This is a genomic window from Streptomyces sp. NPDC032721 (assembly GCF_055579625.1).
The window spans coordinates 237,466-263,259 of sequence record NZ_JBVIMX010000010.1; the positions used below are offsets into that span (position 1 = coordinate 237,466).

27 protein-coding genes and 1 pseudogene are annotated in these 25,794 nt (G+C 70.4%); 15 read left to right on the forward strand and 13 right to left on the reverse strand.

The features are described from left to right. The first annotated feature begins 214 nt into the window (after window positions 1-214). Window positions 215-748, forward strand: a complete 534-nt coding sequence (locus tag ACZ5PB_RS22410; RefSeq protein WP_468693471.1) for a hypothetical protein — start codon at window positions 215-217, stop codon at window positions 746-748. A gap of 89 nt (window positions 749-837) precedes the next feature. Here ACZ5PB_RS22410 and ACZ5PB_RS22415 read toward each other — a convergent pair whose 3' ends face one another. Continuing rightward, window positions 838-1,170, reverse strand: coding sequence for a hypothetical protein (locus ACZ5PB_RS22415; RefSeq protein ID WP_468693472.1), 333 nt, complete (start codon window positions 1,168-1,170; stop codon window positions 838-840). 132 nt (window positions 1,171-1,302) lie between these two features. Here ACZ5PB_RS22415 and ACZ5PB_RS22420 point away from each other — a divergent pair, with 132 nt between their 5' ends. After that, the gene (locus ACZ5PB_RS22420; protein ID WP_468693473.1) at window positions 1,303-1,689 is read left to right on the forward strand and encodes a hypothetical protein; all 387 of its coding nucleotides are present in this window, start codon (window positions 1,303-1,305) and stop codon (window positions 1,687-1,689) included. 72 nt (window positions 1,690-1,761) lie between these two features. After that, complete coding sequence (locus tag ACZ5PB_RS22425) at window positions 1,762-2,568, forward strand: alpha/beta fold hydrolase (RefSeq protein WP_468693474.1); 807 nt, start codon at window positions 1,762-1,764, stop codon at window positions 2,566-2,568. 19 nt (window positions 2,569-2,587) lie between these two features. Here the strand turns inward: ACZ5PB_RS22425 and ACZ5PB_RS22430 are convergent, their stop codons facing one another. Next, complete coding sequence (locus tag ACZ5PB_RS22430; protein WP_468693475.1) at window positions 2,588-3,208, reverse strand: dihydrofolate reductase family protein; 621 nt, start codon at window positions 3,206-3,208, stop codon at window positions 2,588-2,590. Between the two features lie 115 nt (window positions 3,209-3,323). Further along, the gene (locus ACZ5PB_RS22435) at window positions 3,324-3,620 is read right to left on the reverse strand and encodes a VOC family protein (RefSeq protein ID WP_468693476.1); all 297 of its coding nucleotides are present in this window, start codon (window positions 3,618-3,620) and stop codon (window positions 3,324-3,326) included. Between ACZ5PB_RS22435 and ACZ5PB_RS22440 the strand changes: the two genes are divergently transcribed. Both ACZ5PB_RS22440 and ACZ5PB_RS22445 read left to right on the forward strand, forming a co-directional pair. Then, a complete protein-coding gene (locus ACZ5PB_RS22440; protein WP_468693477.1) occupies window positions 3,619-4,089 on the forward strand; it encodes an HIT family protein in 471 nt (156 codons plus the stop codon). The genes ACZ5PB_RS22435 and ACZ5PB_RS22440 overlap by 2 nt on opposite strands. Window positions 4,090-4,191: 102 nt before the next feature. Then, window positions 4,192-4,290 (forward strand): annotated as a pseudogene (locus tag ACZ5PB_RS22445) (TIGR03620 family F420-dependent LLM class oxidoreductase); the annotation flags it as partial. Between the two features lie 35 nt (window positions 4,291-4,325). On the opposite strand, the gene ACZ5PB_RS22450 reads toward ACZ5PB_RS22445, so the two are convergent. From ACZ5PB_RS22450 to ACZ5PB_RS22460, 3 genes are all read right to left on the reverse strand, one after another. Beyond that, on the reverse strand, window positions 4,326-5,372 hold the full coding sequence (locus ACZ5PB_RS22450; protein WP_468693478.1) for an alpha/beta hydrolase family protein: 1,047 nt from the start codon (window positions 5,370-5,372) through the stop codon (window positions 4,326-4,328). Between the two features lie 821 nt (window positions 5,373-6,193). Then, window positions 6,194-6,766, reverse strand: a complete 573-nt coding sequence (locus ACZ5PB_RS22455) for a GNAT family N-acetyltransferase (protein WP_468693479.1) — start codon at window positions 6,764-6,766, stop codon at window positions 6,194-6,196. 104 nt (window positions 6,767-6,870) lie between these two features. Further along, window positions 6,871-7,797, reverse strand: a complete 927-nt coding sequence (locus ACZ5PB_RS22460) for an NAD(P)-dependent oxidoreductase (RefSeq protein ID WP_468693480.1) — start codon at window positions 7,795-7,797, stop codon at window positions 6,871-6,873. Between ACZ5PB_RS22460 and ACZ5PB_RS22465 the strand changes: the two genes are divergently transcribed. Further along, window positions 7,796-8,233: a winged helix-turn-helix transcriptional regulator gene (locus ACZ5PB_RS22465; RefSeq protein ID WP_468693481.1), complete on the forward strand. Its 438-nt coding sequence runs from the start codon at window positions 7,796-7,798 to the stop codon at window positions 8,231-8,233. The two genes, ACZ5PB_RS22460 and ACZ5PB_RS22465, sit on opposite strands and share 2 nt — an antisense overlap. Before the next feature lie 156 nt (window positions 8,234-8,389). Here the strand turns inward: ACZ5PB_RS22465 and ACZ5PB_RS22470 are convergent, their stop codons facing one another. The 3 genes from ACZ5PB_RS22470 to ACZ5PB_RS22480 are packed head-to-tail and all read right to left on the reverse strand — an operon-like array spanning window position 8,390 to window position 11,164. Further along, complete coding sequence (locus tag ACZ5PB_RS22470) at window positions 8,390-8,512, reverse strand: hypothetical protein (protein WP_468693482.1); 123 nt, start codon at window positions 8,510-8,512, stop codon at window positions 8,390-8,392. Window positions 8,513-8,516: 4 nt separating this feature from the next. Beyond that, window positions 8,517-10,061, reverse strand: a complete 1,545-nt coding sequence (locus ACZ5PB_RS22475) for an amino acid permease (RefSeq protein WP_468693483.1) — start codon at window positions 10,059-10,061, stop codon at window positions 8,517-8,519. 56 nt (window positions 10,062-10,117) lie between these two features. Then, window positions 10,118-11,164, reverse strand: a complete 1,047-nt coding sequence (locus ACZ5PB_RS22480) for a hypothetical protein (protein WP_468693484.1) — start codon at window positions 11,162-11,164, stop codon at window positions 10,118-10,120. 251 nt (window positions 11,165-11,415) lie between these two features. Here ACZ5PB_RS22480 and ACZ5PB_RS22485 point away from each other — a divergent pair, with 251 nt between their 5' ends. From ACZ5PB_RS22485 to ACZ5PB_RS22500, 4 genes are all read left to right on the forward strand, one after another. Further along, window positions 11,416-12,861: an FGGY family carbohydrate kinase gene (locus ACZ5PB_RS22485; RefSeq protein ID WP_468693485.1), complete on the forward strand. Its 1,446-nt coding sequence runs from the start codon at window positions 11,416-11,418 to the stop codon at window positions 12,859-12,861. Between the two features lie 1,048 nt (window positions 12,862-13,909). After that, window positions 13,910-15,361: an FAD-dependent oxidoreductase gene (locus ACZ5PB_RS22490; protein ID WP_468693486.1), complete on the forward strand. Its 1,452-nt coding sequence runs from the start codon at window positions 13,910-13,912 to the stop codon at window positions 15,359-15,361. 118 nt (window positions 15,362-15,479) lie between these two features. After that, window positions 15,480-17,339, forward strand: a complete 1,860-nt coding sequence (locus ACZ5PB_RS22495) for a chitinase (RefSeq protein WP_468693487.1) — start codon at window positions 15,480-15,482, stop codon at window positions 17,337-17,339. 126 nt (window positions 17,340-17,465) lie between these two features. Beyond that, window positions 17,466-18,401, forward strand: a complete 936-nt coding sequence (locus tag ACZ5PB_RS22500) for a TY-Chap domain-containing protein (RefSeq protein WP_468693488.1) — start codon at window positions 17,466-17,468, stop codon at window positions 18,399-18,401. Between the two features lie 26 nt (window positions 18,402-18,427). On the opposite strand, the gene ACZ5PB_RS22505 is transcribed toward ACZ5PB_RS22500, so the two are convergent. Continuing rightward, window positions 18,428-19,585 carry an FAD-dependent monooxygenase gene (locus tag ACZ5PB_RS22505; protein WP_468693489.1) on the reverse strand — a complete coding sequence of 386 codons (1,158 nt, stop codon included), beginning with the start codon at window positions 19,583-19,585 and terminating at the stop codon, window positions 18,428-18,430. A 73-nt stretch (window positions 19,586-19,658) separates the two neighbouring features. Between ACZ5PB_RS22505 and ACZ5PB_RS22510 the strand changes: the two genes are divergently transcribed. The 3 genes from ACZ5PB_RS22510 to ACZ5PB_RS22520 are packed head-to-tail and all read left to right on the forward strand — an operon-like array spanning window position 19,659 to window position 21,809. After that, the gene (locus ACZ5PB_RS22510; protein ID WP_468693490.1) at window positions 19,659-20,258 is read left to right on the forward strand and encodes a TetR/AcrR family transcriptional regulator; all 600 of its coding nucleotides are present in this window, start codon (window positions 19,659-19,661) and stop codon (window positions 20,256-20,258) included. Next, entirely contained in the window at window positions 20,227-21,321 is a 1,095-nt protein-coding gene (locus tag ACZ5PB_RS22515) for a protein kinase family protein (protein ID WP_468693491.1), read from the forward strand. The genes ACZ5PB_RS22510 and ACZ5PB_RS22515 overlap by 32 nt, the downstream gene beginning before the upstream one ends. Window positions 21,322-21,374: 53 nt before the next feature. Further along, entirely contained in the window at window positions 21,375-21,809 is a 435-nt protein-coding gene (locus tag ACZ5PB_RS22520; protein ID WP_468693492.1) for a DUF5959 family protein, read from the forward strand. Between the two features lie 60 nt (window positions 21,810-21,869). Here the strand turns inward: ACZ5PB_RS22520 and ACZ5PB_RS22525 are convergent, their stop codons facing one another. Continuing rightward, window positions 21,870-22,640 (reverse strand): NPP1 family protein, encoded by a 771-nt coding sequence (locus ACZ5PB_RS22525; RefSeq protein ID WP_468693493.1) that lies wholly within the window; start codon window positions 22,638-22,640, stop codon window positions 21,870-21,872. Window positions 22,641-22,754: 114 nt separating this feature from the next. Between ACZ5PB_RS22525 and ACZ5PB_RS22530 the strand changes: the two genes are divergently transcribed. Next, complete coding sequence (locus ACZ5PB_RS22530) at window positions 22,755-23,441, forward strand: class I SAM-dependent methyltransferase (RefSeq protein ID WP_468693494.1); 687 nt, start codon at window positions 22,755-22,757, stop codon at window positions 23,439-23,441. A 44-nt stretch (window positions 23,442-23,485) separates the two neighbouring features. On the opposite strand, the gene ACZ5PB_RS22535 is transcribed toward ACZ5PB_RS22530, so the two are convergent. Next, window positions 23,486-24,706, reverse strand: a complete 1,221-nt coding sequence (locus ACZ5PB_RS22535) for an epoxide hydrolase family protein (protein ID WP_468693495.1) — start codon at window positions 24,704-24,706, stop codon at window positions 23,486-23,488. A gap of 103 nt (window positions 24,707-24,809) precedes the next feature. On the opposite strand from ACZ5PB_RS22535, the gene ACZ5PB_RS22540 reads away from it, so the two are divergent. Continuing rightward, window positions 24,810-25,364 carry a CGNR zinc finger domain-containing protein gene (locus ACZ5PB_RS22540; RefSeq protein WP_468693496.1) on the forward strand — a complete coding sequence of 185 codons (555 nt, stop codon included), beginning with the start codon at window positions 24,810-24,812 and terminating at the stop codon, window positions 25,362-25,364. A gap of 12 nt (window positions 25,365-25,376) precedes the next feature. Here the strand turns inward: ACZ5PB_RS22540 and ACZ5PB_RS22545 are convergent, their stop codons facing one another. Further along, the gene (locus ACZ5PB_RS22545; protein ID WP_468693497.1) at window positions 25,377-25,790 is read right to left on the reverse strand and encodes an organic hydroperoxide resistance protein; all 414 of its coding nucleotides are present in this window, start codon (window positions 25,788-25,790) and stop codon (window positions 25,377-25,379) included. Between the last annotated feature and the right edge of the window lie 4 nt (window positions 25,791-25,794).

A 25,794-nucleotide genomic window follows, 5' to 3' on the forward strand; every position in this document is an offset into this window, starting at 1 on the left:
GACCGCGGGGACGCACAGCGCGCCCGCCCAGAAACGCTCGCGCCAGGAATAGGGCGGGATTCCTGCGATGTCGAGGTCCGTGGACCTGCACCAGCCAACCAAGTCAGGCAGGACGTGATGCGCGGCGGCGGTCGACGCCCCCGCCGGCCGCGTACGTATCGACTTGCGACTACGCTTCCACGGCACCGTCGGAGTGGGGCACAGAGGGAAGACCATGAAGCGACCATTGCTGTTCCTCGACGTCGATGGACCGCTCAACCCCTATGCGGCCAAGCCGGAGAGACGCCCCGACGGGTACACCACACTCAGGGTGCCCGAGGACGACGGGACCGCGACGGAACACGGTGCGCTTGCGGTCCGGCGGCGGCCCCTGCGTGTCTGGCTCAACGCCGAGCACGGGCGGGACCTGCTCCAGCTCGACTACGAACTGTGCTGGGCCACCACCTGGATGAACGATGCCAATCGATGGATCGCCCCCGTACTCGGCCTCCCCGAACTCCCCTTCGTCGAGTTCGGCGACACTCTGCTCCAGGAACGGCCGGACGGGGTCCACTGGAAGGCCCGCCCCCTGCTGGACTACGCCAACGGCCGCCCCTTCGCCTGGGTGGACGACGAACAGAGCGAACTCGACGAGGCGTACGTCACCGCCCACCACCGGGGCCCCGCACTCCTCCACCACGTCAACCCGCGCATCGGCCTGCGCGAGGAGGACTTCCGTACGCTCGCCGATTTCGCTTCCCTCCGGTAAGGCCGGGCGGATGAGGCCCTCGCTCACCGCGCGGGCCAGGAAGTCGTCGAGTTGGGCTAGCGGATCTTGAGCTTCAACCCCTCATCTCCTCAACTCCTCGCCCCCTCAACTTGGTTCGGGCCCGTGTCCCAGCGGAACCAGGCGCGGTCCTGGTCGATGTGGAGGAGGAACTCGGCAACGGGCCCCGATGGCGATGCCAGGGTCAGGGCGTTCTCGATGCGGTCGTAGGCATCGTCGAACCGTTCGAAGTCCTGCGCCTCGACAATGGCGTTGACCTCGTCGAACCAGGGTCTGAAGCGGCCGAAGGCAGGCTCCGGCAGGAATCGTCCGCGCTGCCACGGCATGCCGGCTTCCTCGACGAGGATCGTGCCGACGAGGACATTGCCGTGCCAGAGCCGCCACTGAGTGTCGGAATCGGTCATCCTGCGCCCAAGGAGTTGGTTGGTTGGTTTCTCTGCGACGGCGTCGCGAGCTGCGAGCGTAACCGAGCAAGTCCGCGCTCAATGAACGGCAATACACGGCACGCCACCGCACCGACGATCTACGCTGACCCGGTGGGAAGCGAACGACGGGTCCGCCGCCTCGTGGTCGACGGGGCCGTCTGGCGTTGGACGGTCCGGCAGCGGGTGAGGCCGGACTACGACGACTGTCGGTTGTCGCTCTCCCTCTTCCCAGAGGTGCCGGCGCAGGGCACTCGACGCCGGTTGACCTTGGTCTTCGCCCCGGGCCCGGAAAGAATCATCTCGAACTCGTACTTCGAGGCGGGGACGGTCATACGCCTCCCCGACCGCAATTGGCTCAACCTCTACGAGCCGGGGACGGTCAGGCGCCTGCTCGACGTCGCGGCGCCCGCGCTGGAGACCCGGCCATCGGTGCAGAACCTCGAAGTGGACGGCTGGCCGTACTTCGCCGAAGTCGTGGACGGACGTAGCTCGTCCTGAGTGAGTGATTGAGTGAGTGAGTAGGTGGTTGGCCGGACGCTGTTGTCAGTGCTGCCGCATAGCATCCGCCGTATGCGTAGGTTCTTCGGTGTGGGTGGGCGTCAGCTGTCGTTCCTGGACTTCGGCGGTCCGGGGGTTCCGCTGTTGGCCTTCCACGGGCATTACAACGAGGCGTCGGAGTTCGGGCAGCTTGCCGATCTGCTGGCGCCGCAGTGGCGGGTGATCGCGCTCGATCAGCGTGGGCACGGCGAGTCCGACAAGGCTTCCAGTTACGAACGGGACGACTACGTCGCCGACATCGCGGCCTTCCACCACCATCTGGGACTCGGCCCGGTCGCCGTGCTCGGCCACTCCCTGGGCGGCGTGAACGCCTACCAGTACGCCGCACGGCATCCGGGCCGGGTGTCAGCGCTGATCGTCGAGGACATCGGCGCGGTGGTGAACGTGGACTGCTCCTTCACCGAGCGACTGCCCCGCCACGCGCCGTCCCGCCAGGCCCTGCTCACCGCGCTCGGCCGGGCGGCCCCGTATCTGGAGTGCTCCCTGCGGCCCGCCGGGGAGGGATGGGGCTTCTCCTTCGACCCCGACCACACCCTGCGGTCGCAGAAGGCCCTCAATGGAGACCACCGAAAGGACTGGACGGGGATATCGTGCCCGGCCCTGCTCATCCACGGAACGCACAGCGACGAACTGTCGACCGACCACGCCCGCGACATGGTGGCCAGTTTCACCGGCCGGATCCAACGCGTTGAGCTGGCGGCAGGCCACGTCGTACATCGTGACGCACCGGTCGAATACGCGGCAGCTGTCCGCACCTTCCTGTCGGAACCGGAGCCGGAGCCGGAATCGGAATCGGAATCGGAGCCCGAGGAGAAGTAGTTCCGGTGGGTGGCGGTGCTCAGCGGTCGTGCGCCACGCGGTAGCGGAGGTAGACGACCTTCGAGCTGAAGGTGCGGGTCTCGACGAGTTCGAGATCGGCCCGGCGCTCACGCTGAGGAAAGAACGGAATGCCACCGCCGACCAGTACCGGATAGACCCTGGCCCGGTACTCGTCGATCAGCCCCAGCTCGGCCGCCTCGGCGGCCAGAGTCGCGCCGCCGATCGCGATGTTGCCCTCCCCCGGCTCGGCCCGCAGCCGCTCGATCTCCTCGGCCAGGCCGCCTGAAGCCAGGCGGGTATTGCCCACCACGGTCGACAGCGTGGTGGAGAAGACCACCTTCGGCAGCGCCTTCCAGATCTCGGCGAATTCGAGCATCGCGGCGTCGAACGACGGCTCGGCCCGGAGAGCCTCGGCGGCCTCTTCGATCGCGGTGAGTTCGCCACGGTCCTGGCCGACGGTCTCCCAGTACACCATCGTCTCGTACAACCGCCGCCCCAACAGGTGGACGCCGAGCTCGCGCACCTCGTCGGTGGCGAACCGGAAGACCTCCTCGTCGGGCGCCGTCCAGCCGAAGTCTCCGTCCGGCCCGACGATGTAGCCATCCAGTGAGACGCTCATCGAATAGGTCACGCTGCGCATCCGAAATCCTCCTCGGCAACGGCTTCGACAGTACGACCGCCGCAGAACCCATCGCCCACGACGGCCCAAGCCCACCCAGGGGCTGGTGTGGCACGGGCCCTGGCCCGTCAACCCCTCACACGGCGGCTGCGCCGACGCAGAACTCGTTGCCCTCCGGGTCGGCCATCAGCTCATGGTGCCCGTCGAACTCCCCCAGGACGGTCCCACCCGCCCGCACCAGGCGTGCGGATTCCGCCCTGATCCGTGCCCACCGCTCGTCGGAACTGCCGTGTCCTGGCACTCGGACGTCGATGTGGAGCCGGTTCTTCGCCGTCTTGGGTTCGGGAACCTTGAGGATGCAGAGACGCGGACCGACTCCGTCGGGACACGTCGGCGGGTCTGCCCGAATCGTTGAGGTGTAGGTTCTCGCCATGGCTGGAGACTGGCGGAGGGATCGGATCGGAAGCGCGCTGCGGGGTGAAAACCCTGCCGTGCTACGGCGCTTGGATGCCGGGTTCGCCGTGATCGGGGACGTGCAGTTCCTTCCGGGGTACTCGGTTCTGCTCGTGGATGAGCCGGACGTACAGCGGCTGTCGGACCTGCCTCGGGAGAAGCGGCTGGCCTTCCTGTCCGACATGGACAAACTGGGTGAGGCGGTCGAGCGTGCCTGCCGCCGTCTGGACCCGGCCTTCCGGCGGGTCAATCTGGAGATCCTCGGCAATACCGACGGCTTCCTGCATGCCCATGTGTGGCCGCGGTTCGAGTGGGAGCCGGTGGAGCTCGGGGGCGTGCCGGTGTGGCTTTATCCGAGTGAGAGATGGAGCGACGGGCGGTTCGCTCTCGGCCCACGGCATGACCCTTTGCGCGAGGCGATCGGCGGTGAGTTGGACCGGCTGCGGTGAAGGCGGGTCGGTTGAGGGGCTGCCGATGGTGACCGGTGGTGAGGGCCGTCCTGCGGCGGTGTACCACGGCGTTGCGGGCGTCGAGTTGCTCGCGGCCCCACGGTTCAGCAGCACCTCGACGCGGGAGCCGACCACGTCTGCCTGCAAGTGCTGACCGCCGATCCTGGGGTGCTGTCGGCTCGGGGATGGCGCGAGCTCGCTCGCTCCGGTCGCGCGATGGCGGGCGTCCGAGTCCTTCAGGGAGTGGCGTTGTCGAGGAACTGGCGTTGGTGGGCCAGGAATCCGTCGGCGAAGAGGGAACGGGGGGAGAACAGGGCGGTGAGCGTGAGCTTGAGGTCAGACTGTTCGACGGACTGCTTGAGTAGTGAATGGGTCGCGTCCGGATATTGATTGACCGTCAATTTGCCCTCAGGAGACAGTACTTGACGGTAGACGCGTTCCGTGTCGGCGGTGTCCACGTTGGTGTCATGGCCCGCTAGGGCCAGCAGCACCGGTATGCCGCGCAGGGCGCGGAGGTCCTGCGTGGCGTCCGCCGTGTGGTTCTTGGCGATGAAGCCCCAGCGGTCGGCGGTCATGCCGCCCGCGTCGCCGTCCATTTCCCTGACGTACTCCTCGAAGGTCGCGCCGCGCCCCAGCAGCCGGCGGGTGCTGTCGCTCCTGGCGACCTCCGCCTTGGTACGGGCCGGTGTCGCGCCGTCGGCGCGCAGCTCGGCGAGGAGGTTGTAGCGGCCCTGCTGGAGCCAGTTGATCGCGGGCGAGACGGCGATGACGAAGCTCACGGGCGTCCTGGCGGCGACCTTCGGCATGACCCAGCCCGCCTGGCTGGCGCCCCAGAGTCCGATCCGGTCGCCGTCCACGTCCGGGCGGGCGCGGGCCCATGCGATGGCGGCGGCCACCTCGTCCGCACGGTCGTCCATGGACTGGTTGAGCCAGTTGCCGGGTGCGCCCGCGACGCCGGGCTTGTCCCAGGAGAGGGAGGCGTATCCGGCCTTGGCGTTCGCCTCCCACATGGGCTTGTACCCGTCGTCGTGGGTGGCGTCGATGGGGCCGTCGCCGTGGACGTACACGACCAGGCCGTGTTGCTTCCGGCCGTCCCTGGGGGTGGTCAGTACGCCCTGGAGGGTGTGACCGTTGTGGCGGATCGAGACGCGCCGCTCGTCCATGGCGTAGGAGTTCTGCCACAGGACCAGACCGACCAGTCCGGCGGCCACGACCAGTACCGCGACGAGTGACCACACGGTGGTACGGAGCCCGCGCCGTCGGGGCTGGGTCTTCGGGCACATGGGGAGGCCGCCTCTGGTCGGGTGCGAGGGTGCGGGGTGCGAGGACTAAAACTATCACTCCACGAACGATCGTGGATAGTTCGATAGATTTGCCGTACGGAGCATCCCCGGGAGGGAGCCGGTGCCGCAAGACCGAGCCCCGCCGCGCTCAGGATTCGGTGCCCGACGACCCTTGCGCCTCCGAAGCTCCCGGAGCTGGGTCCGCAATAGTTCCGGAATCGATTGCGGAGCTGTTTCAGCGGAACTGTTTCAGCGGAGCGGTTCCAGCGAGACCGCCCCTCACCCCCGCCGAGCGACTGGCGTACGCCCTGTCCCGTATCGACGCCTCGGCCCGGCGGCAGCTGCGCGAGAAGTTCCGCCTCGACCTCTTCGAGCGGCGTTACGTCGATGCCGACGCCGCAGCCGAAACGGTGGGCGCCCCCGCCCTGCGCGGGTCCGGCCGAAACGCCCAGCGCCGCTCACTGGTCCTGCGCCGCACTCGACGAGTGGTTCCACGGCGATGACCTGCGCTTCCCCGCCGCCGCCATCGGCCACGTCCGTACGGTCGCGGCCGCCGTCCGCACCGTGGTCCTGCCCTACTTGGAACGCCTCGCCATCATCACCGAACTCGCGGGCATCGCGCACGCGTTGGTCGGCGACTTCGGCGCCGAGGATGACGCCCTCCTCAACCTGCCGTCCTCAATGGAGGCGGTCGAGCACAGCTGCGAGGACGTCCCCTTCGACACCCGCGCCCCACTGTTCCGCCACGGCCACGGCCTGACGTACTGGGGCCGTCGGACCGCTCGCTCAGCTCACTGCCCGGGATCCGGTCCTGCTTCCGCTCAGCCGGCCGGGATGGGTGCGGGGGACGGCTTCCACTCGCGTTTGAGCAAGCCGAACACCCAGGAGTCCGAGACCTCGCCGTTCACGATGCAGTCCTCGCGCAGCGTTCCCTCGCGCACGAAGCCGATCTTCTCCAGGACCCGGCCGGACGCCACGTTGCGCGTATCGGTCTCGGACTGGACCCGGTTCAGGTCCAGTGTGGCGAACGCCCACTCCAGCAACGCCTGCGCGGCTTCCGTCGCGTAGCCGTGGCCCCACATCGCGTCGCCGAGGCAGTAGCCCAACGACGCGCTGCGGTAGTCCGGATCCCAGTCGGTCAGGGCGCACCAGCCCACGAACGCTCCGTCGGAGGCCCGCTCGATGGCCAGGCGCGTCCCCGTGCCTTCGTCCGACAGTCTCCGGCACACCGCGAGGAAGCGTTCGGCGCGGGCCCGTTCGGTCCACGCCGGGGAGTCCCAGTAGCGCATCACCCGGGTGCTGGTGTGCAGCGCGAAGAGGGGGTCCGCATCGGTGTCGGCGAAGGGACGGAGGCGCAGGCGAGCGGTGCGCAGCGTGGGTGCGGCCAGAGTCATGCGCACTATCCTGCGTCCACAACGGGCTTACGGTGAAAGGGATTTCCGCTCCGGGTACGGGTCCGGTCCGCTGACCCCTCCGCTCGGCCGGACCCGTGATGTGCTCAGCCCCGGTTGACCTTCACCACCGACGAGTACGAGTCCTCCGCGAACCCTGCCTCCATTCCTCGCAGGGCGACTTCGTGCGCCGCCGTGATCACCGAGGCATCGATTCCGCGGGCCGTCGAGGCCTCCCGTACGTGCGCCATGATGGCCGCCGCCGAGCGGAGGTTGGAGCCCTCCGGGGGATGGGTGCCGGTGTCGATCTGTCCGGCGAAGGAGTCGACGTAGTACGGCAGGAGTTCCGCGATCCCCTTGGCGAAGGGGGCCAGGTCGCGGGCGGCGACGCCCTCCGCGGTGGCCAGCGTGAAGGCGTGCACGATGCCCGTCATCCCCGTCCAGAACACGTCGAGGAGCGCCACGTCGAACGCCGCCGCCCGCCCCGGGTCCTCACCCAGGTGTACGGAACGGCCGCCGACCGCCGCGAGCGTGGCCCGGTGTTCCTCGTACGCGTCGGCGGGGCCGCTGTGCAGGACGAGCGCGGACTCGCTGCCGATGAGGTGCGTCGGCACCATGATCGCGCCGTCGAGGTAGGTGATCCCGTGCTCGGCCGCCCACGCGGCGGTGGCCCGGGCGCGGGCGGGGGTGTCGGCGGTGAGGTTGACCAGGGTGCGGCCCTTGAGGGCGTCGGCGTGTGGTTCCAGTACCGCGTGCACCGCGTCGTAGTCGAGTACGCAGACCACCACGAGCGGGCTCGCCCCGATCGCGGCAGCGGCCGACTCGGCCTCCACGGCACCGAGTTGGACCAGGTCGGAGCCTCGGCCCGGGGTACGGTTCCATACGGTGGTGGGGTGGCCCGCGGCGAGGAAGGCCCCCGCCAGGGTCTGGCCCATCGGGCCGAGCCCGAGGACGGTGACGGGCGTCGGGGAAGGGGATGAGGACGTGGGTGCAGACGTGGGTGTGGGCGTGGGTGTGGACGAGGGCGTGGGCATGAGTGGCTCCGTATCGGTATCGCTGGAAGTGCGTGCGGGCGCGCCTGAGATCGCCGGACCTCGCGTCGTCGATCCGCTGGAGTGCGGGACGAGCGCGGCGGTCGCCGTCTTCGGGGGGAAGTGGAAGGCGTTCGTGATGTGGGTGCTCGCCGAGCGCCCGCGTCGGTTCCGTGAGACGCGGCGGCTGGTCACCGGGATCACCGAGAAGGTGCTGACCCAGCAGCTCCGCGAACTGGAGGCGGACGGCATCGTGCACCGCGAGGTGTACGACGAACTGCCGCCGCGCGTCGAGTACTCACTGACCCCGAAGGGCCACCGTCTCAACGAACTGTTGCGCCTTCTGGGCGATTGGGGCCAGGAGCACCTGGCGGAACGCGCGTTGCCGATGCCTTCTTCATCGGCGGGGTCGGTGAGGGCGGAATCCGCGGCACCGTGACGTGGGGCGAAGTGGCCCCCGGTGCGGCTCGATCAGCATCCGTCACCGGGCCCCGCTGATCAATCACGCACTTTGAGGTGCGTGTCCGGACGGCGCGGAATTCGAACCGCCCCTCGCCAGCCTGCCCCTCACCGGCCCCCCTCACTGACCCGCCCCTCACCAGCCCACCGCCTCCGCCACGAACCGGTCCCGGTCGGCGGCGGAGGCGGAGGCGGAGGCGAAGCACTCGGGGCGCGGGCACTTCATCGCGAGGTCGATGGCCCATCGGAGGTGGCGCACCCGGTCAGACGATGCCCTCCGCGATCTCCTCCCGCTCCCGCTTGGTCCCGTACGCGGCCTCCGACGGCGTGCCGTACGTCTTGCGGGCCGCGTACCACCACGCCGTCGCCAGGATCAGCACCACGGCCAGCGCGATCGCCGCGTAGTTCATCGACTCCCAGTTGACGGGCGCCTTCTGCGGCAGCAGGAAGAGCACCGTCACCACGGCCACCCACGACACGGCGATCCAGCCGATCGGCTTGCTCCAGCGGCCGAGGTGCCAGGGCCCCCGCTGGAACCGGTCGCCCGCACGCAGCCGCAGGAAGATCGGGATGGCGTAGGCCGGGGTGATGCCGATGACGTTGATCGCGGTGACCGCGCCGTACGCGGTGGCCGAGTACAGCGACGGTACGGCGAGCAGGCAGGCGAAGCCCACCGACAGCCACACCGCGGGCACCGGGGTCTGGGTGCGGCTGCTGACGCGGCGCCACAGCTTCGAGCCCGGCAGCGCGTTGTCGCGGCTGAACGCGAACACCATCCGGCTGGCCGCCGCGACCTCCGCGTTGCCGCAGAAGAGCTGCGCCACGATCACCACGAGCAGCAGCGCCGTCGCGCCGCCCGAGCCCAGCGCGTCGAGCAGGATCTGCGCCGGCGGCACCCCGGTCTCGCTGCCCACGGTGCCCGCGTAGTCCTGGATGGCGAAGGTCAGCCCGGCCAGCAGCGCGAAGCCCGCCAGCCAGGACACCCAGATGGCGCGGACGATGCCGCGCGAGGCCGCCACCGAAGCGTTCGAGGTCTCCTCCGAGAGGTGCGCGGAGGCGTCGTAGCCGGAGAAGGTGTACTGGGCGAGCAGCAGGCCGATGGCCGCCACGTAGATCGGGCTGTCGATGCCCGTGTCGTTGACGAACTCGGTGAAGACGAACTCCGTCGACTGGTGTTTGTCCGGGACGATCGCCAGCGCGCCGACGATCACCGTCACGCCCCCCAGGTGCCACCAGACGCTGATCGAGTTGAGCACGCTGACCAGCCGCACGCCGAACAGGTTCAGCACCGCGTGCAGCAGGAGGATGCACATGAAGATGAGCATGGTGGAGCCGGGCGTCGGCTCGAAACCGAAGCGCAGGTTGAGGAAGGCTCCGGTGAAGAGCGCCGCGCCGTAGTCGATGCCCGCGATCGCGCCGAGCAGGCCCAGCAGGTTCAACCACCCCGTGTACCAGCCCCACTTGCGGCCGCCGAGCCGGTCGGCCATGTAGTAGAGCGCTCCCGAGGTGGGGTACGCACTGGTCACCTCGGCCAGTGCCAGGCCCACCGTCAGTACGAAAAGACCGACGCCGATCCAGCCCCACATCATCACGGCGGGGCCGCCGGTGCCCAGGCCGAACCCGTACAGCGTCATACAGCCGGAGAGGACCGAGATGACCGAGAAGCTGATGGCGAAGTTGCCGAAGCCGCCCATCCGGCGTGCCAGCACCGGCTGGTAGCCCAGTTCGCGCAGCCGGGCCTCCTCGTCCTGCTGCACGGGCGGATTCGAGCGGCCGCCCTTCTTGAATGACGGCGCGGGTATGGACATGGGTCTTCCTTCTGCGTGAGGTTGCGTGAAGTGGCGTGAGGTCTGCTGCGGGTGATTTACGCGTGATGCGGGTTGTCCCCGTCGAGGGAGCGCGAGCGGGCCCGGAGGAAGAGCTCCTCGGCCCCCTGGACGGTGTCGCCGTGGTCGTCACGGATGCGGTACGTCCACGGCACCGGCGCGTAGTAGGGCCCCAGCGCCCTGAACACCCGCGCGGCGTCGGTGAATTGGTGGGCGCCCCACAGGGCGTGGGCGAGATGGCTCAGGTCGAGCAAGGAGGAGTCGGAGTGGTCGGCGGGGTCAGCGGGGTCGGCCCGGCCGCCGGGGCGGGCCCGGTCCACATGGTCGAACCAGTCGTGCAGCGCCGCCCGCCCGTCGCGGATCGCGTCGTCCGTCACCCAGTGCAGGTCGAGCGCCCGCTCCTGCCCGCGTTCGCGCCGGTAGCGCTCGGCCCTTACGTACAGCGGCAGGGTGTGCACCGGGGAGCCGGGCGGCGCCGAAGAGGCGGCCCAGCGGGCGTAGTTGACGGCTTCCGGCAACGCGCCGTGCGGGCTGCGCGCGTACACGAACTGGAGCATTCGCTGGTGGGCCTCCCGGTTGTCGGGATCCCGCTTGGCGACTTCCCCGAGGAGTGCCCACGGTCCGGGGAAGAGCATCGGCCCCGGTGGCGGCAGCCGGTGTTCGGGCATCCGCTGGCCCCGGTCGAGCGGGGACAGGGCCAGCAGGCAGACCCACGGCACCGGGTCGTCGGGGGCCTGCTCGGCGTAGATCCGGCAGGCCTCCCACGCCTCGTGCCACAGCGCGGAGGTCTGCGGGTGGCGTTCCCGGTGCGCGCGGGTGGCCCGCTCCACCGCGACCCGGGCGTGCATCGCGGTGGCCGCCGCGCTGTGCGGTTCCTCGGCCCGCCAGGCGCGGACGGTGTCGGTGCCGGCCGCGACGGTCGCCAGTACCTGGGTGCGCCGGGTCCACGCCGACCAAGTCGTGGTCCCGTTGCACAAGTTCCGCATCGCGAGCCATCTGCCTGCCCGTAACTCCTGCACGACGGCGCGGAGTTCGGCGTCGTGCCCTGCGGGGTGGTACACCGGAAGGAAGTCGTCGCTGGACATCGTCGCTGGTCCTCTGGTGCGGTCGCCGGTACGGAGGTGGGGGGAGGCGGCGGCACCCCATGCATGCGTCCACATGAGCACCATGGGTAACTCCCTTGTGCCGCCGTGTAGTTGACCATGGATCTGAATTCCGGTCCAGCCGTACGGGGGATGCGGGAACGCCCGCGTCCGGATTCGCTTGACGGCGGCGGTGCGGCTGGCGGAGGCTTTGGCCGGACTTCGGGCAGGTCGGCGGGCGAGGGGGCGCGGGGATGGTCGCGAGGACGAACGGGGCGGTACTGGCCGTGGACCAGGGCACGTCCGCGACGAAGGCGCTCGTGATCTGTCCCGAACGCGGCGTGATCGGGAGTGGCCGGGCTCCGGTGAACCCGCGCCATCTGCCCGGCGGGCGGGTGGAGGTGTCGCCGGAGGAGCTGTACGCGTCGGTGGTGGCGGCCGGCCGCGAGGCCCTGGCGGCGGCGGGCGAGCCGGTCGTGGCCGTGGGACTGGCCAACCAGGGCGAGACGGTCCTGGCGTGGGACCCGGACACGGGGGCGCCGCTCACGGAGGCAATCGTCTGGCAGGACCGCCGAGCCGCCGACCTGTGCGCCGAACTGGCCGTGCACGAGGCCGACTTGAAGGCCCTCACCGGACTCCCCGTGGACCCCTACTTCGCCGCCCCCAAGATGGCGTGGGTACGCCGCCACCTCACGCGGGCAGGCGTTGTGACCACCAGCGACTCCTGGCTGGTCCACCGCCTCACCGGCGCCTTCGTCACGGACGCCGCGACGGCGGGCCGCACCCAGTTGCTCGACCTGGAAACCACGGAGTGGTCGCCGAAGGCACTCGCCATCCACGGCCTGCGCGACGAGCCGCTGCCGGAGGTCGTCGGCTCGGACCACCAGGTCGGCACGACGACGGCCTTCGGCGGTGAACTCCCGCTCACCGGACTCCTGGTGGACCAGCAGGCGGCCCTGCTGGCCCAGCGCGCGCTGACACCCGGGACCGCCAAGTGCACCTACGGAACGGGGGCGTTCCTCCTCGCCCAGGCGGGCCGCGCCCCCATACGCCCGACGAACGGTCTCGTCGGCTGCGTGGCCTGGCGGCTCCGTGACCGTACCGACTACTGCCTGGACGGCCAGGTCTACACGGCGGCGTCGGCGGTGCGGTGGCTCACGGACCTGGGCGTGATCGCGGGCGCCCACGACCTGGACCGGGTCGCGGCACAGGTCCCCGACGCCGGGGGCGTCACCTTCGTACCGGCCTTGGCGGGCCTGGCGGCACCGTGGTGGCGCGGCGACGCACGCGGAACGCTGAGCGGCCTGGGGCTGGACACGACGGCGGGGCACCTGGTGAGGGCCCTGTGCGAGGGCCTGGCGGCACAGGTGGCGGAGCTACTCACAGCCGTAAACGAAGAACTAACCACCCCACTAACGGAGTTGAAGGTTGACGGAGGCCTGACGAAGTCGGCGGCCCTGATGCAAACACAAGCGGATCTCCTCCAACTCCCGGTGGTGGTAGCGGAACTACCGGACGCGACGGCCCAAGGAGTGGGCACGGCAGCCCGCCTGGGCCTGGGCACGCCGCTGCCGGAGGCATTGCCCCGGGAGGGGAGGCCGTCGGCGGTGTACGAACCACGCATCTCGCCGGACGAGGCAGAAAACCGACGAGCGGCCTTCCGGGCAGCTGTGGACAGCCCCTCCCCACCCCTTCCCTAAACCCTGCGGGGCTCGGGGCAGACCTTGGGGGGCACGGAGCAGACCCTGCAGGGCTCGGGGCAGACCTTGGGGGCACGGAGCAGACCTCGCGAGGCACGGGCCAAACCATGCGGAGGATGGGGCAGACCATGGGGGGCACGGGGCGAACCCCGCGGGGCACAGAGCAGACCACGCGGGCCACGGGGCGGACCCCGCCGGCCCCGGGGCGCACCCTGCGGACCACGAGACAGACCTTGCGGGGCACGGAGCAACGCTTGCGGGGGACGGGCCAACCCTGCGGAGCACGGGGCAGACCATGCGGGCCACAGGCGGACCCTGCCAGCCCCGGGCCAAACTCTGCGGGCCACGGGGCAAAGCCTGCGGGGCTCGGGACAGACCCTGGCGGGCCACGGGCCAAGCCCTGCGGGGCACGGAGCAGACCATGCGGGGCACGGAGCATCGCTTGTGGAGGACGGACCAACCCTGCGGAGCACGGTGCGGACCCTGCCAGCCCCGGGGCGCACCCTGCGGGCCACGGAACAGACTCTGCGGGACACGGGACACGGGACACGGGGCACGGGGCACGGGACAGACCCTGCGGGGCACGGGGCAAACCCTGGGTCCCGCGGAGCAGGCTCCGGGGAATCGCAGGGCCAGCCCTGCGGGACCCCGGGCAAACCCTGCCGGCTGCGAGGCAGACTGCGCGTGCCCGGCAGGGCTTGCCCTGCGGGGCGCGGGGCTGCCACCGCCACCACCGGGGTCCCGCGCCAACCGTGTCCGCACCTCCTCAAGCACCGACCAGGCCCAAGCACCAGTCCCGCCGCTCACACGAGGAACCACGCGACCACCCACCACACGTCCACACCATTCCACCGCAAGCCTCGCTCGGCCCGGGGCACGCGAGGTGGCCCAACCGCAACCCGCCCCCAGCCGCGCGGCCAGCGCTTTAGGGAAGGGGCGGGGAGGGGACTGCCCCGCGCAGCGGAACCCTCGCCACCCACGACCCGCACCACACACCACAAGCCCCCGCCCCCGCCCCCGCCCCCGCCCTCCGAAGGAGACACCCCGTATGCCCACCCCCTACGACCTCACCATCATCGGCGCCGGCGTCGTCGGCACAGCCATCGCCCGCCACCTCACCACCCACGCCGACCCCGACCACCCACCCCTCCGCATCGCCCTCCTCGACGCCTCCGACGACGTCGGCAACGGCACCTCCAAAGCCAACACCGCCATCCTCCACACCGGCTTCGACACCACCCCCGGCACCCTCGAATCCCGGCTGGTCCGGGACGGGTACCGCCGTCTCCTCGCCTACGCCCGGCAATCCGGCATCCCCGTCGAGCCCGTCGGCGCGCTCCTCGTCGCCTGGACCGAGGAGCAGCTCGCCGCGCTCCCCGCCCTCGCCGACAAAGCCGTACGCAACGGCACCCACGACACCCGCCCCCTCACCCCCGCCGAGCTCTACGCCCGCGAACCCCACCTCGGGCCCGGCGCCCTGGGGGCGCTCGAAGTGCCCGGTGAGAGCATCATCTGTCCCTTCACCACACCCCTCGCCTACGCCACCGAAGCCGTCCGCGCCGGGGTCGACCTCCGCCTCAACACCCGTGTCGAGCGCATCACTTCCACCGCCGAGGGCCACCTCCTCCACACCACTCGCGGCCCCCTGCGCACCCGCCGCCTCGTCAACGCCGCCGGTCTCCACGCCGACACCGTCGACCGCCTCCTGGGCATCGACGACTTCACCGTCACCCCTCGCCGGGGCCAACTCCTCGTCTTCGCCAAGGAGTCCAGGGCTCTGGTCCGGCACATCCTGCTTCCCGTACCCACCGCCCTCGGCAAGGGCGTGCTCATCACCCCCACCGTCTTCGGCAACGTCCTCCTCGGCCCGACCGCCGAGGACCTCACGGGCCCCGACGCCAAGACCGCGAACCACACCACCCCCGAGGGCATCGCCCACCTCCTGGAGCACGGCCGTCGCCTGATGCCAGGCCTCCTCGCCACAAAGGTCATCACCTCGTACGCAGGGCTGCGCGCCGCGACCGGGCACGACGACTTCCGCATCCGCTCCCACCCCGGCCTGCGGTACGTCACCGTCGGCGGCATCCGGTCCACCGGCCTCAGCGCCTCCCTGGGCATCGCCGCCCACGTCGCCGAACTCCTCGCAGCCGACGGGCTCCCCCTCACCCCCGAGCCACACGGACCGCATGGATCGCACGGAGCGCACGGAGCGCACGGAGCGCTCCCACCGCACGGACCGCACCCCCGCCTCATCGCCCGCGATCCCGCCTACGGCGACATCATCTGCCCCTGCGAGAACGTCACCCGTGGCGAGGTCCGCGACGCCCTCACCGCCACCGTCCCCGCCCGCACCCCCGGCGGCCTGCGCCGCCGCACCCGCGTCGAAGCGGGCCACTGCCAGGGCGAACGCTGCTCCTCCGCCGTACGCGCCCTGCTCGCCGAGCACACCCCGGAACACTCAACGGAGCCCTCCCTGGAGCCCTCCACGGACCGCCGCTGACCCGAGTCCGCGGGCCGGCCCGTGGACCGCCCGGCACCAGAGCCTTGACAACCCCATTGGTCTGGACCAAATTGAGCGCCCGAACCTACCTCCATCTCCCCCCGCTCCGGAGGCAGTTGTGGACCCGTCCAGTCGAACCCCCGCGCCCAGACGCCGCCGCCGGCTCACCTCTCCCGTCAGCCTCGCGGTCACCGTTCTCGCGCTCGCCGCCTCCGCCCTCACCGCCGTCGCCCCGGCCGCCGCCGATGCCGCGGCCGCCCCCGATGCCGAACTCGCCCGCAACGGCGGCTTCGAGGCCGGGCTCACCGGGTGGAGCTGCACCGCCGGAGCCGTGGTCACCAGCCCCGTCCGCACCGGCACCTCCGCGCTGAAGGCGACCCCGGCGGGCAGCGACCACGCGAAGTGCTCGCAGTCTGTCAAGGTCAAGCCCAACTCGACCTACACGCTCAGCGGTTGGGTGCGCGGCTCGTACGTGTACCTCGGCGCGAGCGGCACCGGAACCACCGACGTATCGACCTGGACCCAGTCCGCCGACGCCTTCAAGCAGCTGAGCACCACCTTCAAGACCGGTGCGAACACCACCCAGGTCAGCATCTACACCCACGGCTGGTACGGCACCCCGGCCTACTACGCCGACGACCTCAGCCTGTTCGGCCCGGGCGACACCACCCAGCCCCAGCCGCCCGCTCCGCCTGTCGGCCTCACCGCGGGCACCGTCACCTCGACCACCGCCGCCCTCAGCTGGTCCGCGTCCACCGGCGCCACCTCGTACGCCGTCTACCGCAACGGCACCAAGGCCGCGACGGTCCCTGGCACCTCGACGACCCTCACCGGGCTCACCCCTGCCACCGCGTACAGCATCCAGGTCGCCGCCCTCAACGCGGACGGCGAGTCGGCCAAGTCCGCCGCGGTCACCGTCACCACTCCCCCGGGCGGCGGCGATCCCGACCCGGGCGGCGGCCTCCCCGCCCACGCGCTGATCGGCTATCTGCACACCAGCTTCGCCAACGGATCCGGCTACACCAGGATGGCCGACGTCCCCGCCTCCTGGGACGTCATCAACCTCGCCTTCGGCGAGCCCACTTCGGTGACCAGCGGCGACATCCGGTTCAAGCTGTGCCCCGTCGCCGAGTGCCCGAACGTCGAGTCCGAGGCCGAGTTCAAGGCGGCGGTCAAGGCCAAGCAGGCGCAGGGCAAGAAGGTGCTCATCTCCATCGGCGGGCAGAACGGCCAGGTCCGGCTCACCACCGCTGCCGCCCGTGACGCCTTCGTCGCCTCCGTATCGAAGATCATCGACGAGTACGGTCTGAACGGACTCGACATCGACTTCGAGGGCCACTCCCTCTCCCTGGACGCCGCCGACACCGACTTCAAGAACCCGACGACCCCGGTCGTGGTCAACCTCATCGCGGCGGTCAAGACCCTCAAGGCCAAGTACGGCAGCGGGTTCGTCCTGACCATGGCGCCCGAGACCTTCTTCGTCCAGCTGGGCTACCAGTTCTACGGGGTGGGCAAGTGGGGCGGCCAGGACCCGCGCGCCGGCGCGTACCTCCCCGTCATCCACGCACTGCGCGACGACCTGACCCTGCTGCACGTCCAGGACTACAACTCCGGCCCGATCATGGGCCTGGACAACCAGTACCACTCCATGGGCGGCGCCGACTTCCACATCGCGATGACCGACATGCTGCTCACCGGCTTCCCCGTCGCGGGCGACGCCAACAACGTCTTCCCGCCGCTGCGCCCCGAGCAGGTCGCCATCGGAATGCCCGCCTCCACCCAGGCGGGCAACGGCTGGGTGTCCCCCACCGAGGTCAACAAGGCACTGGACTGCCTGACGAAGAAGACCAACTGCGGCAGCTACCGGACCCACGGCACCTGGCCTTCGCTGCGCGGCCTGATGACCTGGTCGATCAACTGGGACCGCTTCAACAACCAGGAGTTCAGCCGCAACTTCGACACCTACTTCGGCAACTGACCACCGGCCACCACACCACGCCCGCACCGGCCCTCCGCTCCCACCGAGCGGCGGGCCGGTGCGGACGCCCCCGAACGAACCGACCCCGCCGCCCCGGCCCGAGATCCGGGTCGGCACACTGAAACCATGGAGACCACACTCTGGGACGCCCTGCTCAGCCCAGTGAGCCACCGCCGCCAAACCCCCTGCATCGCGGGCCTGTTGGGCGGCGAGGAAGAGCCGGACGGCAATCGGGTGCGGATCGGCGCCCCCGGCGATTCACCGTCGGTCACCCTGACCCGGCACGGCGAGGACTACGTATCGGCCGACGTGTTCCTCCCCGCCGACGGTCCCGCCCTGACCGACGACCAGGAACGCGCCCTCGCCGAACTGGGATGGCGCAAGGTCCATTACAGCTCCTCCGACAAGGGAGCGTGGGACCTCCAGTGGCGCTGGTACGCGGACGAGGAAGTGCGCACCCAACGCGGCCACTCGGTGGTCAACGTCATCCGCGACGTACTGCGACTGCCCGAGAAGGACCTCGTGGTACGGAGCTGGGGGTACGACGGCCCTGTCGACCCCGGCTACGGCCTGCCGAAATTCGACGACCGGCCCACCAGCCGCGGGGCATCCGGACCGCCCACCGGATGGGACGACCTGACGGACCGCCTCGACTGGGCACTGTGCACGCTGCCCGCCGACGCCTGCGTGGGGCTCCTCCGCCCGGGATCCGGCATGGTCCAGGTCATGAAGTCGTACGACGGCACCGCCGCCACCAACGCCTCGGACGACGCCCTCGACCCGGCGAACCTGCCGACCCGGGACGATCCCGGCTCCGAGCGCGCACGCCGACTCTTCGAAAGCGGCTGGACCCCCGAACCGCTCACCCAGGACGCTGCGGCCTGGAACGCGGGCGAGCCACCCGCCTTCTTCGGAGCCGGCCCGCTGGCCCGGCAGGTGATCGCCGCGGCACGCGCACTCGGCGCCGAACATCCGACGGACCTGCGCGCATCGGTCTTCCGCAACGGCCGCAGGGCCGATCCGGTGTACGTGGTGGCCGAGTTGGGCCTGGAGGCGGAGTGACCGCGGCACGCAGGGATGGGCCCGACTCAGTTCAGCTGCGGCGGGACCCAGGCGTGGTGCCGGAGGATCATGCGCGTTGACGTGCGGGACGGTGTCAGCCGCATCGCCGTGTTGCGCAGGGCGACGGCGGCCGGGTGGGAGAGTTGCTGGCCCATGCGTCCGGCCTGGTGTGCGGCCCTGGCGACCGACTGGCTGCGCGGGCGGCGTTCCGCGTCGTAGCGGGCGAGCGCGGTTTCCACGGTGGGTTCGGTCGCGAGCGACGCCGCCAGGGTGACCGCGTCCTCCAGGGCCTGGCAGGCGCCCTGGCCCAGGTGGGGGGTCATCGCGTGTGCGGCGTCGCCGAGCAGGGCGATGCGGCCGGCGGTGTACGAGGGGAGCGGCGTGCGGAGTTCGTTGACGTCGTGGTGCAGTACGGCGGCGGGCCGGGTCGCGTCGAGCAGCGCGGGGATCGGGTCGTGCCAGGTACGGAACCGTTGGCGGAGTTCGGCCAGGGGGTCGGCGAACCGGGTTCCGGCGGGCAGGTTGAGGACGGCGTGCCACTCGGCCCGTCCGTCGCGGAAGGCGATGTGTCCGAACTCGGCTCCCCGGCCCCAGGTCAGCTCGAAGTCGGTGCGCAGGTCGACCGCCTGCTCGGTGATGGCGCGCAGCACCGTCGAGCCGCTGTGGACCGGGCCCGGGTGGGTGGGGAAGAGGTGGCTGCGCACCCGGCTGCCGATGCCGTCGGCCGCCACCACCAGGTCGGCGTCCAGGAACGTGTCTCCGTAACCGACCCGTACGGTTCCGGGCGCGAGTTGCCGGACCGGGCCGACCTCGGAGCCGATCCGCAGTGCCTCCTCGGGCAGGGCCTCGCGGAGCAGCCGGTGCAGGGTGGCGCGGGGGATGCCCATGATCGGCGTGCCCACCTCCTTCTCCAGCACCCTGCCGTCCATCCGGGACAGCCAACTGCCCGCCGGTGTGCGGGTGCCGCCGCTGTACTGGCCGCGCGAGGCGTCCCGTACCGCCGCGCCGACGCCGAGTTCGTCCAGTGCGCGCAGGCCGTTGGCGGCCAGCGAGATGCCCGCTCCCGCGTCGTCGAGCACCGACGCGCGCTCGACGACCGTCACGTCCCAGCCGATGCGGCGCAGGCCGATCGCGGCGGCAAGTCCGCCGATGCCTCCTCCGACCACCACTGCCGTGCTGCCCATGCCGAAGCCCCCATTTCTTCTACATCCGTAGAAGCTCACCCTAGCCGAGGCTCTACAGGTGTAGAAAAGGACCATGGTTTCCGATCGACGCACCCTCCTCGCGGACACGGCTCTCGACGTACTCGCCGACGAAGGGATCCGCGGCCTGACCCACCGGGCGGTCGACCGCAGAGCGGCCCTGCCGACCGGCACCACGTCGGCGTACTTCCGTACCCGGGCCGCACTGCTCACCGCACTCGTCACGCGTCTCGTCCAGCTCGACCAGGAGGAACTTCGGACGAGCGCCGAGCAACTCCCGCCCGTGGTCACCGCCGAGGAGTTGGTGGACGGCATGGTGCTGCTCACCCGGCAGCGGCTCACCGGGGAGGGCCGTCGCCGCTCGCTCGCCCGTTACGCCTGCGCCGTGGAGAGCGTGCGCGACCCCGAGCTGCGCGAGATCCTCGTACCGCGCGAGAACTCCGGCCGCGAGGCCGTCCGGCTCTTCCTCGCGGGTCAGGGCGTGGCGGATGCCGACAGCCGTACGCACACCCTGCTGACGTGCGTCGACGGGCTGGTCTTCGACCGGCTGGTCAACGGGGGCGAAGTGCCGCGTGATTCCCTTGAGGGCATTGTGGCCGCCGCCCTGCGAGGAAGAGGTACTGGTGGAGGAAGAGGTTCCGGTCGGAGGCTTTGACGCGTCGCGTGGTGCGCGCCTGTCCGCGTACAGCACCGTCTCCACCTCGCTGGCACTGTGCAGTGACCGCGAGCTGCTCGACCTCCTGGATACGGGTGAGCCGTTGGGCTCCGGCATCGGCGGGACCTCGGCGTTGCTGGAGGTCGGCGGGAGCCCGGTCTTCGTCAAGCGGCTGCCGCTGACCGATCTGGAGAGGCAGCCGTCAAGCGTCCGGTCCACGGCGAACCTCTTCGGGCTGCCCGCCTTCTGCCATCCCGGTCTCGGCGTGCCCGGCGGACCGGGCTGGGGTGCCTGGCGGGAGCTGGCCGTACACATCATGACCACGAACTGGGTGCTCGCGCAGGACCACGAGGGCTTCCCCCTGATGTACCACTGGCGCGTCCTGCCGCACCCCGGGCAGGCGCTGCCCGGGGAACTGGCCGACGTGGAAAAGGTGGTGGCCTACTACGGGGGCGCGTCGCAGGTGCGTCACCGGCTGGAGGCGCTGCGGGACGCCTCGGCGAGCGTTGTGCTGTTCCTGGAGTACATCCCGCAGAACCTGCACGACTGGCTGGACGTCCAGGTCAACGCCGACGACGAGACGGCCGAGCGGGCATGCGCCATGGTGGCGCGGGAACTTGAGGCCGGGACCTCCTTCATGAACTCCCGCGGACTCCTCCACCTCGACGGCCACTTCCAGAACATCCTCACCGACGGCAAGCGTCTCTTCTTCACGGACTACGGCCTCGCGCTCTCCTCGCGCTTCGACCTGTCGAAGGACGAGGCCGACTTCTTCGCCGAACACCGCACCTATGACCGCTGCTACACCGTCACCCACCTCGTGCAGTGGCTCGTCACAGCCCTGTACGGGTACGGAGGTGACGAGCGCACCGCGTTCGTACGCGCCGTCGCCCGGGGGGAACCTCCGACGGGAATCCCGCCTCGGATCGCGGCACTCCTCACCCGCCACGCTCCCGTCGCCGCGGTGATGACGGACTACTACCGCGAGTTCCGCTTCGAGAGCAGGCGGACCCCGTATCCCGGGGACGCGCTCCGACGGCTCGGTGTCAGTGCCGACCACTAGGTTCGGCGGCGTGCGCGACCCGACCGGGACGCGACGTGGGAGGGGCAACAGTCATGGCTGAGAATCCGATCGACCTGTTCCGCCTGGAGGGAGGGGGCAATTCCGTCAGTCTCCGGATCCTCGGAAAGGAGGAGCGGGAGCGTCCCTTCGGGGGCGGTCTCCTGGTCGGGGAGTTCGTGATCGATACGCCCTTCGTCCGCGGCACCCTCGACACCTGGATCTTCCCCGAGGACCTGCGCGAGTGGCAGCAGGCCCTGGATTCGCTCGACGCGGGCCAGGACATTTCCTGGCGCGACGGGTACAGCGCTCCTTGGCTGTTCATCGAGCTGGACGAGGACGACGACCGGTGCAAGGTCACGATCAAGGACTTCTCCATGTCCCTGACGACGGTGACGGTCACCGTCCCCCTGGTCGATGCCTGGTTCGACGACGCGTACCGACGCCTCGACCTGGTCCGGGATACCTGGCCCGTCATCGACGAGCAGTGAGGAGTGACGTAGCACGCGCGTGACCGTGACCCGGAGGCCTGCTTTCCAGCCGTAGGGCTTCTACGCGTACGGGTCGAAGGGGATTCCGGACGGCTTGGCCTTCGCCAGGTGGGCCGCGAAGTTTCCGTCTTTGAGGCCGAACACGGCGCTGCCGAAGTCCGTTCGGCTGAGCTTGTCGCGCAGGCCCGCGGGGTAGCCCTGCCAGCCGACGAGCGCGGGGAACTGCCAGGTGTGCTCGTGGTTCTCCGGGGGTTCGTCGTTGGCGTTCGCGGGGCGGAAGCAGTGGGTGCTCGCGCCGTCCTTGTGGTAGACGATCTTGGGGTGTGTGCCGTCCCAGCGGATGCGGTCGCGGGAGTTGACGTCGAAGTTGCCGTGCGCCGAAGTGGCGACGTAGCGCGCCTCGTTGTTCTGCACCCACACGACGATGTGCTCCCAGTCGTGACGGTGTCCCCCGAGCCCGCTGCCCGGCACAGCCTGGTCCTTCTCGAAGTACAGGCCGTACATGACGGCGCACCAGCCGTTGTTGCACTTCTGGCGTGCGTAACTGTTGGTGTTGTCGAGGTCCCGGGCGTCCCGGCACTGGCCGTTGAGTGCTCCCGAGGGCTTCAGGCCGCCGTTCGTCGTCCCGTCGGGGCCGATGGCGGCGGTCGCGTAACAGCCGTCCGTGTCGTAGTCGAGGGCCGGCTGGTACGTCCGTTCCAGCGCGTCGGCGTTGGCGGGCAGGGCCTGCGGCGGCTCGGCGTGGGCGCTGCCCGAAGCCCCGACGACCAGCGCGACGGCGCTGCCGAGTACGAGTGGGATCCTGCGGATCCGTGCCTTCGTCGTCTTCACTGTGTCCCCTGTCCCCTGCTTGGCATGCGCATATCAGGGTGAGTGAACCGTGTGATCGTCCCGGCGTCGAGAGGTGTCGCGGAAATGCGGCGCCGTTGTGGAGGGGCCGCGCTCATGGAACGATGCTCGGACTCAGGGCAGTTGAGCACGGCAAGGAGACGTATCACCGTGGACGAGGGGCTCGCCCAGCAACCGGCTGCGTCCGTTTTCGACGCGCTCGGGCCCGCGTACGAGCGTGCCTTCGGCGGGTCCCCCGCTCATCACGCCTCCCTCCAGCGCCTGTTGGCGGAACTGGACCCCGGCAGCCGGGTCCTCGACGTGGGCAGCGGTACGGGAAAGCCCACCGCGGCCACTCTGGCCGTCGCCGGGCACCACGTACTGGGCGTGGACGTCTCGCCCGTCATGGTCGAGCTCGCACGGCAGCAGGTGCCGGGGGCGGAGTTCCGGCACGCGGACGTCCGCGAAATGCCCCTGGAGGAGGCTTCGTTCGACGCGGTCTGCGTCTACTTCGCACTGCTCCAGATGTCACGCGCCGAGCAGTCCGCGCTCCTGCGCCGGCTCGCTCGCGCCCTGCGCCCCGGCGGGTGGTTCGCGGTGGCGACCGTGCCCCTGGACGTCGAGGACGTCCAGGGCGTCTTCATGGGTCAGGACGTACGGGTGACCAGCTTCGCCGCAGCGGACTTCGCCGCGACCGTGCGCGGGGCGGGGCTGTCCGTGACCCACGAGGAGAGCCTCCTCTTCACCCCCGCGCACCCGGATGCCGGGCCCGAGCCGCACCTCTTCCTGCACGGCCGCCGTTGAGGCACCGCTGAGGGCCGCTGAAGCGCCGCTGAGGGCCGTCACGTTCACCGATGCGCGGCCAGTACTGCCGCGAGGCCCTCCCGCAGGTCCTTGACGAAGTACTCGGGGACCTCCAGCGACGGGAAGTGGCCCCCGCTCTCCGGCGCCCGCCAGTGAACGATCCGCCGGTACCGCTCCTGTGCCCAGGCGCGCGGGGACTTCTCGATGTCGCGCGGATACATCGTGATGGCCGACGGCACGTCCACCCGGAGCTCCGGGTCGAGCGAGAGGTGGCTCTCGTAGTAGATGCGGGCCGATGAAGCGCCGGTCCGCGTCAGCCAGTACAGGGTGACGTCGTCGAGCAGCCGGTCCCGGGAGATCGTCTCGAACGGGCTGTCCTCGGTGTCCGACCACTCGGCGAACTTGTCCAGGATCCAGGCGAGCAGCCCGACCGGTGAGTCGACGAGCGAGTAGCCGATGGTCTGCGGCCGGGTCGCCTGCTGTTTCGCGTACGCCGCCCGGTGGTGCCAGAAGTCGTGGGTCTCCTCGGTCCACTTGAGCTCGGCCGGTGTCAGCCCGTCCGTCGTCAGCCCGGGCGGTGCCTGCGCGACCGTCGTGTGGATGCCGAGAACGTGCTCAGGGAACCGGCCGCCGAGCACCGTGGTGATCACTCCGCCCCAATCGCCGCCGTGCGCGAGGAACTTGTCGTAGCCGAGCCTGCCCATCAGCTCCACCCACGCGGCCGCGATCTTCTCGATTCCCCACCCGGTGACGGTCGGCTTGTCGCTGTGGCCGAAGCCCGGCAGCGACGGGATCACGACGTGGAACGCCGGGGCGTCCGCGTCCTTCGGGTCCGCCAACTCGTCCACCACGTCGATGAATTCGGCGACGCTGCCGGGCCAGCCGTGCGTCACGATCAGCGGCGTGGCGTCCGCGCGCGCGGACCTGCGGTGCAGGAAGTGGATTCCCAGGCCGTCGATGGTCGTACGGAACTGGCCGATCCGTTCGAGGCGCGCCTCGAACGACCGCCAGTCGTATTCCGTACGCCAGTAGTCCACGAGGTCGGCGAGGTCGGCGAGCGGAACGCCCTGCTCCCACCGCCGGCCGCCGGACGCGGTACCGGACGTGGTACCGGACGTGGTGCCGGACGCGTCACCAGGGACGGTGGCCGCCTCCGGCAGCCGCGCCCCGGCCAGTCGCGCCCGCAGATCGTCGAGGTCGGCGTCGGTCGCGCGGGCTTCGAATGCTCGGACAACTGCTTGTACGTCGTTCGTCGGACGGGACATGGGACCTCCTGGCCGTCGTAGGACCGGCCGCGAGCTCTCGCGAACCGGCTAAGACGGTTCTAGCAGCCCTCCGAGCCATGCCGCAACCGGCTAAGGTGGTTCCATGCGTACTCCGTATCCCGACTTCCGCCTCGGCAACGTCCTGGCCACCAGCTTCACCGGGACCCTGTCGGAGCGTCATGGCGATGCCGTGGAGCGCATTCCCGTGCCGCACCGACTCGTCGACTGGCTGACGGTGAACGGCCTCGCCGTGGACTCCTGCACCGCCGCGCAGCTCGAACTCGCCCGGGAACTGCGGGAGTCGATCCATGCCGCCGCGACGGCGGCCGCGACGCGGGCCGCGCTCCCCGCGTCCGCCGTCCAGGTCATCAATGACCGCAGCGCTCAGGGGCGGGCCTTCGCCGTTCTGACGCCCGAGGGCCGGCGGCAGTGGCGGCTCGGTTCGGCCACCTGTGTGGAGGATGCCCTCGGCGTGATCGCCGCCGACGCGATCAGCGTCATCACGGGTGAGCGAGACGGAAGACTGGCCCTGTGCGCCTCGCCCACCTGCCTGGCCGCCTTCTTCGACACCAGCCAGAGCCGCACCCGCAAGTGGTGCGACATGAACACCTGCGGCAACCGCCAGAAGAAAGCGCGCTTTCACGCCAAGGGCAATTAGCCACTCAGGGAACTACTCGATGACGAGCTCGACGGGGATGTTGCCCCGGGTCGCCTTGGAGTAGGGGCAGTACGCGTGGGTCTTCTCCAGGAGAGCGCGGCCCGCCTCGCCCTCCAGGTGCTCGGGCAGCTCGACCCGCATGACTACGGAGAGCCCGAAACCACCGTCGGTGTCCTTGCCGATGCCGACCTCGGCGGTCACCGAGACGTCCGCGACGTCGAGCTTCTCCTGGCGGGCGATGGAGCTCATCGCGCTCGCGAAACAGGCGGCGTAACCGGCGGCGAAGAGCTGCTCGGGGTTGGTGCCCCGGTCGTCGCCGCCGAGAGCGGCGGGAAGGCCGAGCGGCAGGTCGATCCGGCCGTCGGAGCTGACGGCACGGCCCTCGCGGCCGTTCGCGGTGGCTACAGCGGTGTACAGCGCGTCCATGGTT

Bases quoted from the DNA above. Each gene is read 5' to 3' on its own strand.
- ACZ5PB_RS22410 (WP_468693471.1), top strand. From the start codon at position 215: ATGAAGCGACCATTGCTGTTCCTCGACGTCGATGGACCGCTCAACCCC.
- ACZ5PB_RS22415 (WP_468693472.1), bottom strand. From the start codon at position 1,170: ATGACCGATTCCGACACTCAGTGGCGGCTCTGGCACGGCAATGTCCTC.
- ACZ5PB_RS22425 (WP_468693474.1), top strand. From the start codon at position 1,762: ATGCGTAGGTTCTTCGGTGTGGGTGGGCGTCAGCTGTCGTTCCTGGAC.
- ACZ5PB_RS22430 (WP_468693475.1), bottom strand. From the start codon at position 3,208: ATGCGCAGCGTGACCTATTCGATGAGCGTCTCACTGGATGGCTACATC.
- ACZ5PB_RS22440 (WP_468693477.1), top strand. From the start codon at position 3,619: ATGGCTGGAGACTGGCGGAGGGATCGGATCGGAAGCGCGCTGCGGGGT.
- ACZ5PB_RS22435 (WP_468693476.1), bottom strand. From the start codon at position 3,620: ATGGCGAGAACCTACACCTCAACGATTCGGGCAGACCCGCCGACGTGT.
- ACZ5PB_RS22450 (WP_468693478.1), bottom strand. From the start codon at position 5,372: ATGTGCCCGAAGACCCAGCCCCGACGGCGCGGGCTCCGTACCACCGTG.
- ACZ5PB_RS22455 (WP_468693479.1), bottom strand. From the start codon at position 6,766: ATGACTCTGGCCGCACCCACGCTGCGCACCGCTCGCCTGCGCCTCCGT.
- ACZ5PB_RS22465 (WP_468693481.1), top strand. From the start codon at position 7,796: ATGAGTGGCTCCGTATCGGTATCGCTGGAAGTGCGTGCGGGCGCGCCT.
- ACZ5PB_RS22460 (WP_468693480.1), bottom strand. From the start codon at position 7,797: ATGCCCACGCCCTCGTCCACACCCACGCCCACACCCACGTCTGCACCC.
- ACZ5PB_RS22475 (WP_468693483.1), bottom strand. From the start codon at position 10,061: ATGTCCATACCCGCGCCGTCATTCAAGAAGGGCGGCCGCTCGAATCCG.
- ACZ5PB_RS22480 (WP_468693484.1), bottom strand. From the start codon at position 11,164: ATGTCCAGCGACGACTTCCTTCCGGTGTACCACCCCGCAGGGCACGAC.
- ACZ5PB_RS22485 (WP_468693485.1), top strand. From the start codon at position 11,416: ATGGTCGCGAGGACGAACGGGGCGGTACTGGCCGTGGACCAGGGCACG.
- ACZ5PB_RS22490 (WP_468693486.1), top strand. From the start codon at position 13,910: ATGCCCACCCCCTACGACCTCACCATCATCGGCGCCGGCGTCGTCGGC.
- ACZ5PB_RS22500 (WP_468693488.1), top strand. From the start codon at position 17,466: ATGGAGACCACACTCTGGGACGCCCTGCTCAGCCCAGTGAGCCACCGC.
- ACZ5PB_RS22505 (WP_468693489.1), bottom strand. From the start codon at position 19,585: ATGGGCAGCACGGCAGTGGTGGTCGGAGGAGGCATCGGCGGACTTGCC.
- ACZ5PB_RS22510 (WP_468693490.1), top strand. From the start codon at position 19,659: ATGGTTTCCGATCGACGCACCCTCCTCGCGGACACGGCTCTCGACGTA.
- ACZ5PB_RS22520 (WP_468693492.1), top strand. From the start codon at position 21,375: ATGGCTGAGAATCCGATCGACCTGTTCCGCCTGGAGGGAGGGGGCAAT.
- ACZ5PB_RS22530 (WP_468693494.1), top strand. From the start codon at position 22,755: ATGGAACGATGCTCGGACTCAGGGCAGTTGAGCACGGCAAGGAGACGT.
- ACZ5PB_RS22535 (WP_468693495.1), bottom strand. From the start codon at position 24,706: ATGTCCCGTCCGACGAACGACGTACAAGCAGTTGTCCGAGCATTCGAA.
- ACZ5PB_RS22540 (WP_468693496.1), top strand. From the start codon at position 24,810: ATGCGTACTCCGTATCCCGACTTCCGCCTCGGCAACGTCCTGGCCACC.
- ACZ5PB_RS22545 (WP_468693497.1), bottom strand. From the start codon at position 25,790: ATGGACGCGCTGTACACCGCTGTAGCCACCGCGAACGGCCGCGAGGGC.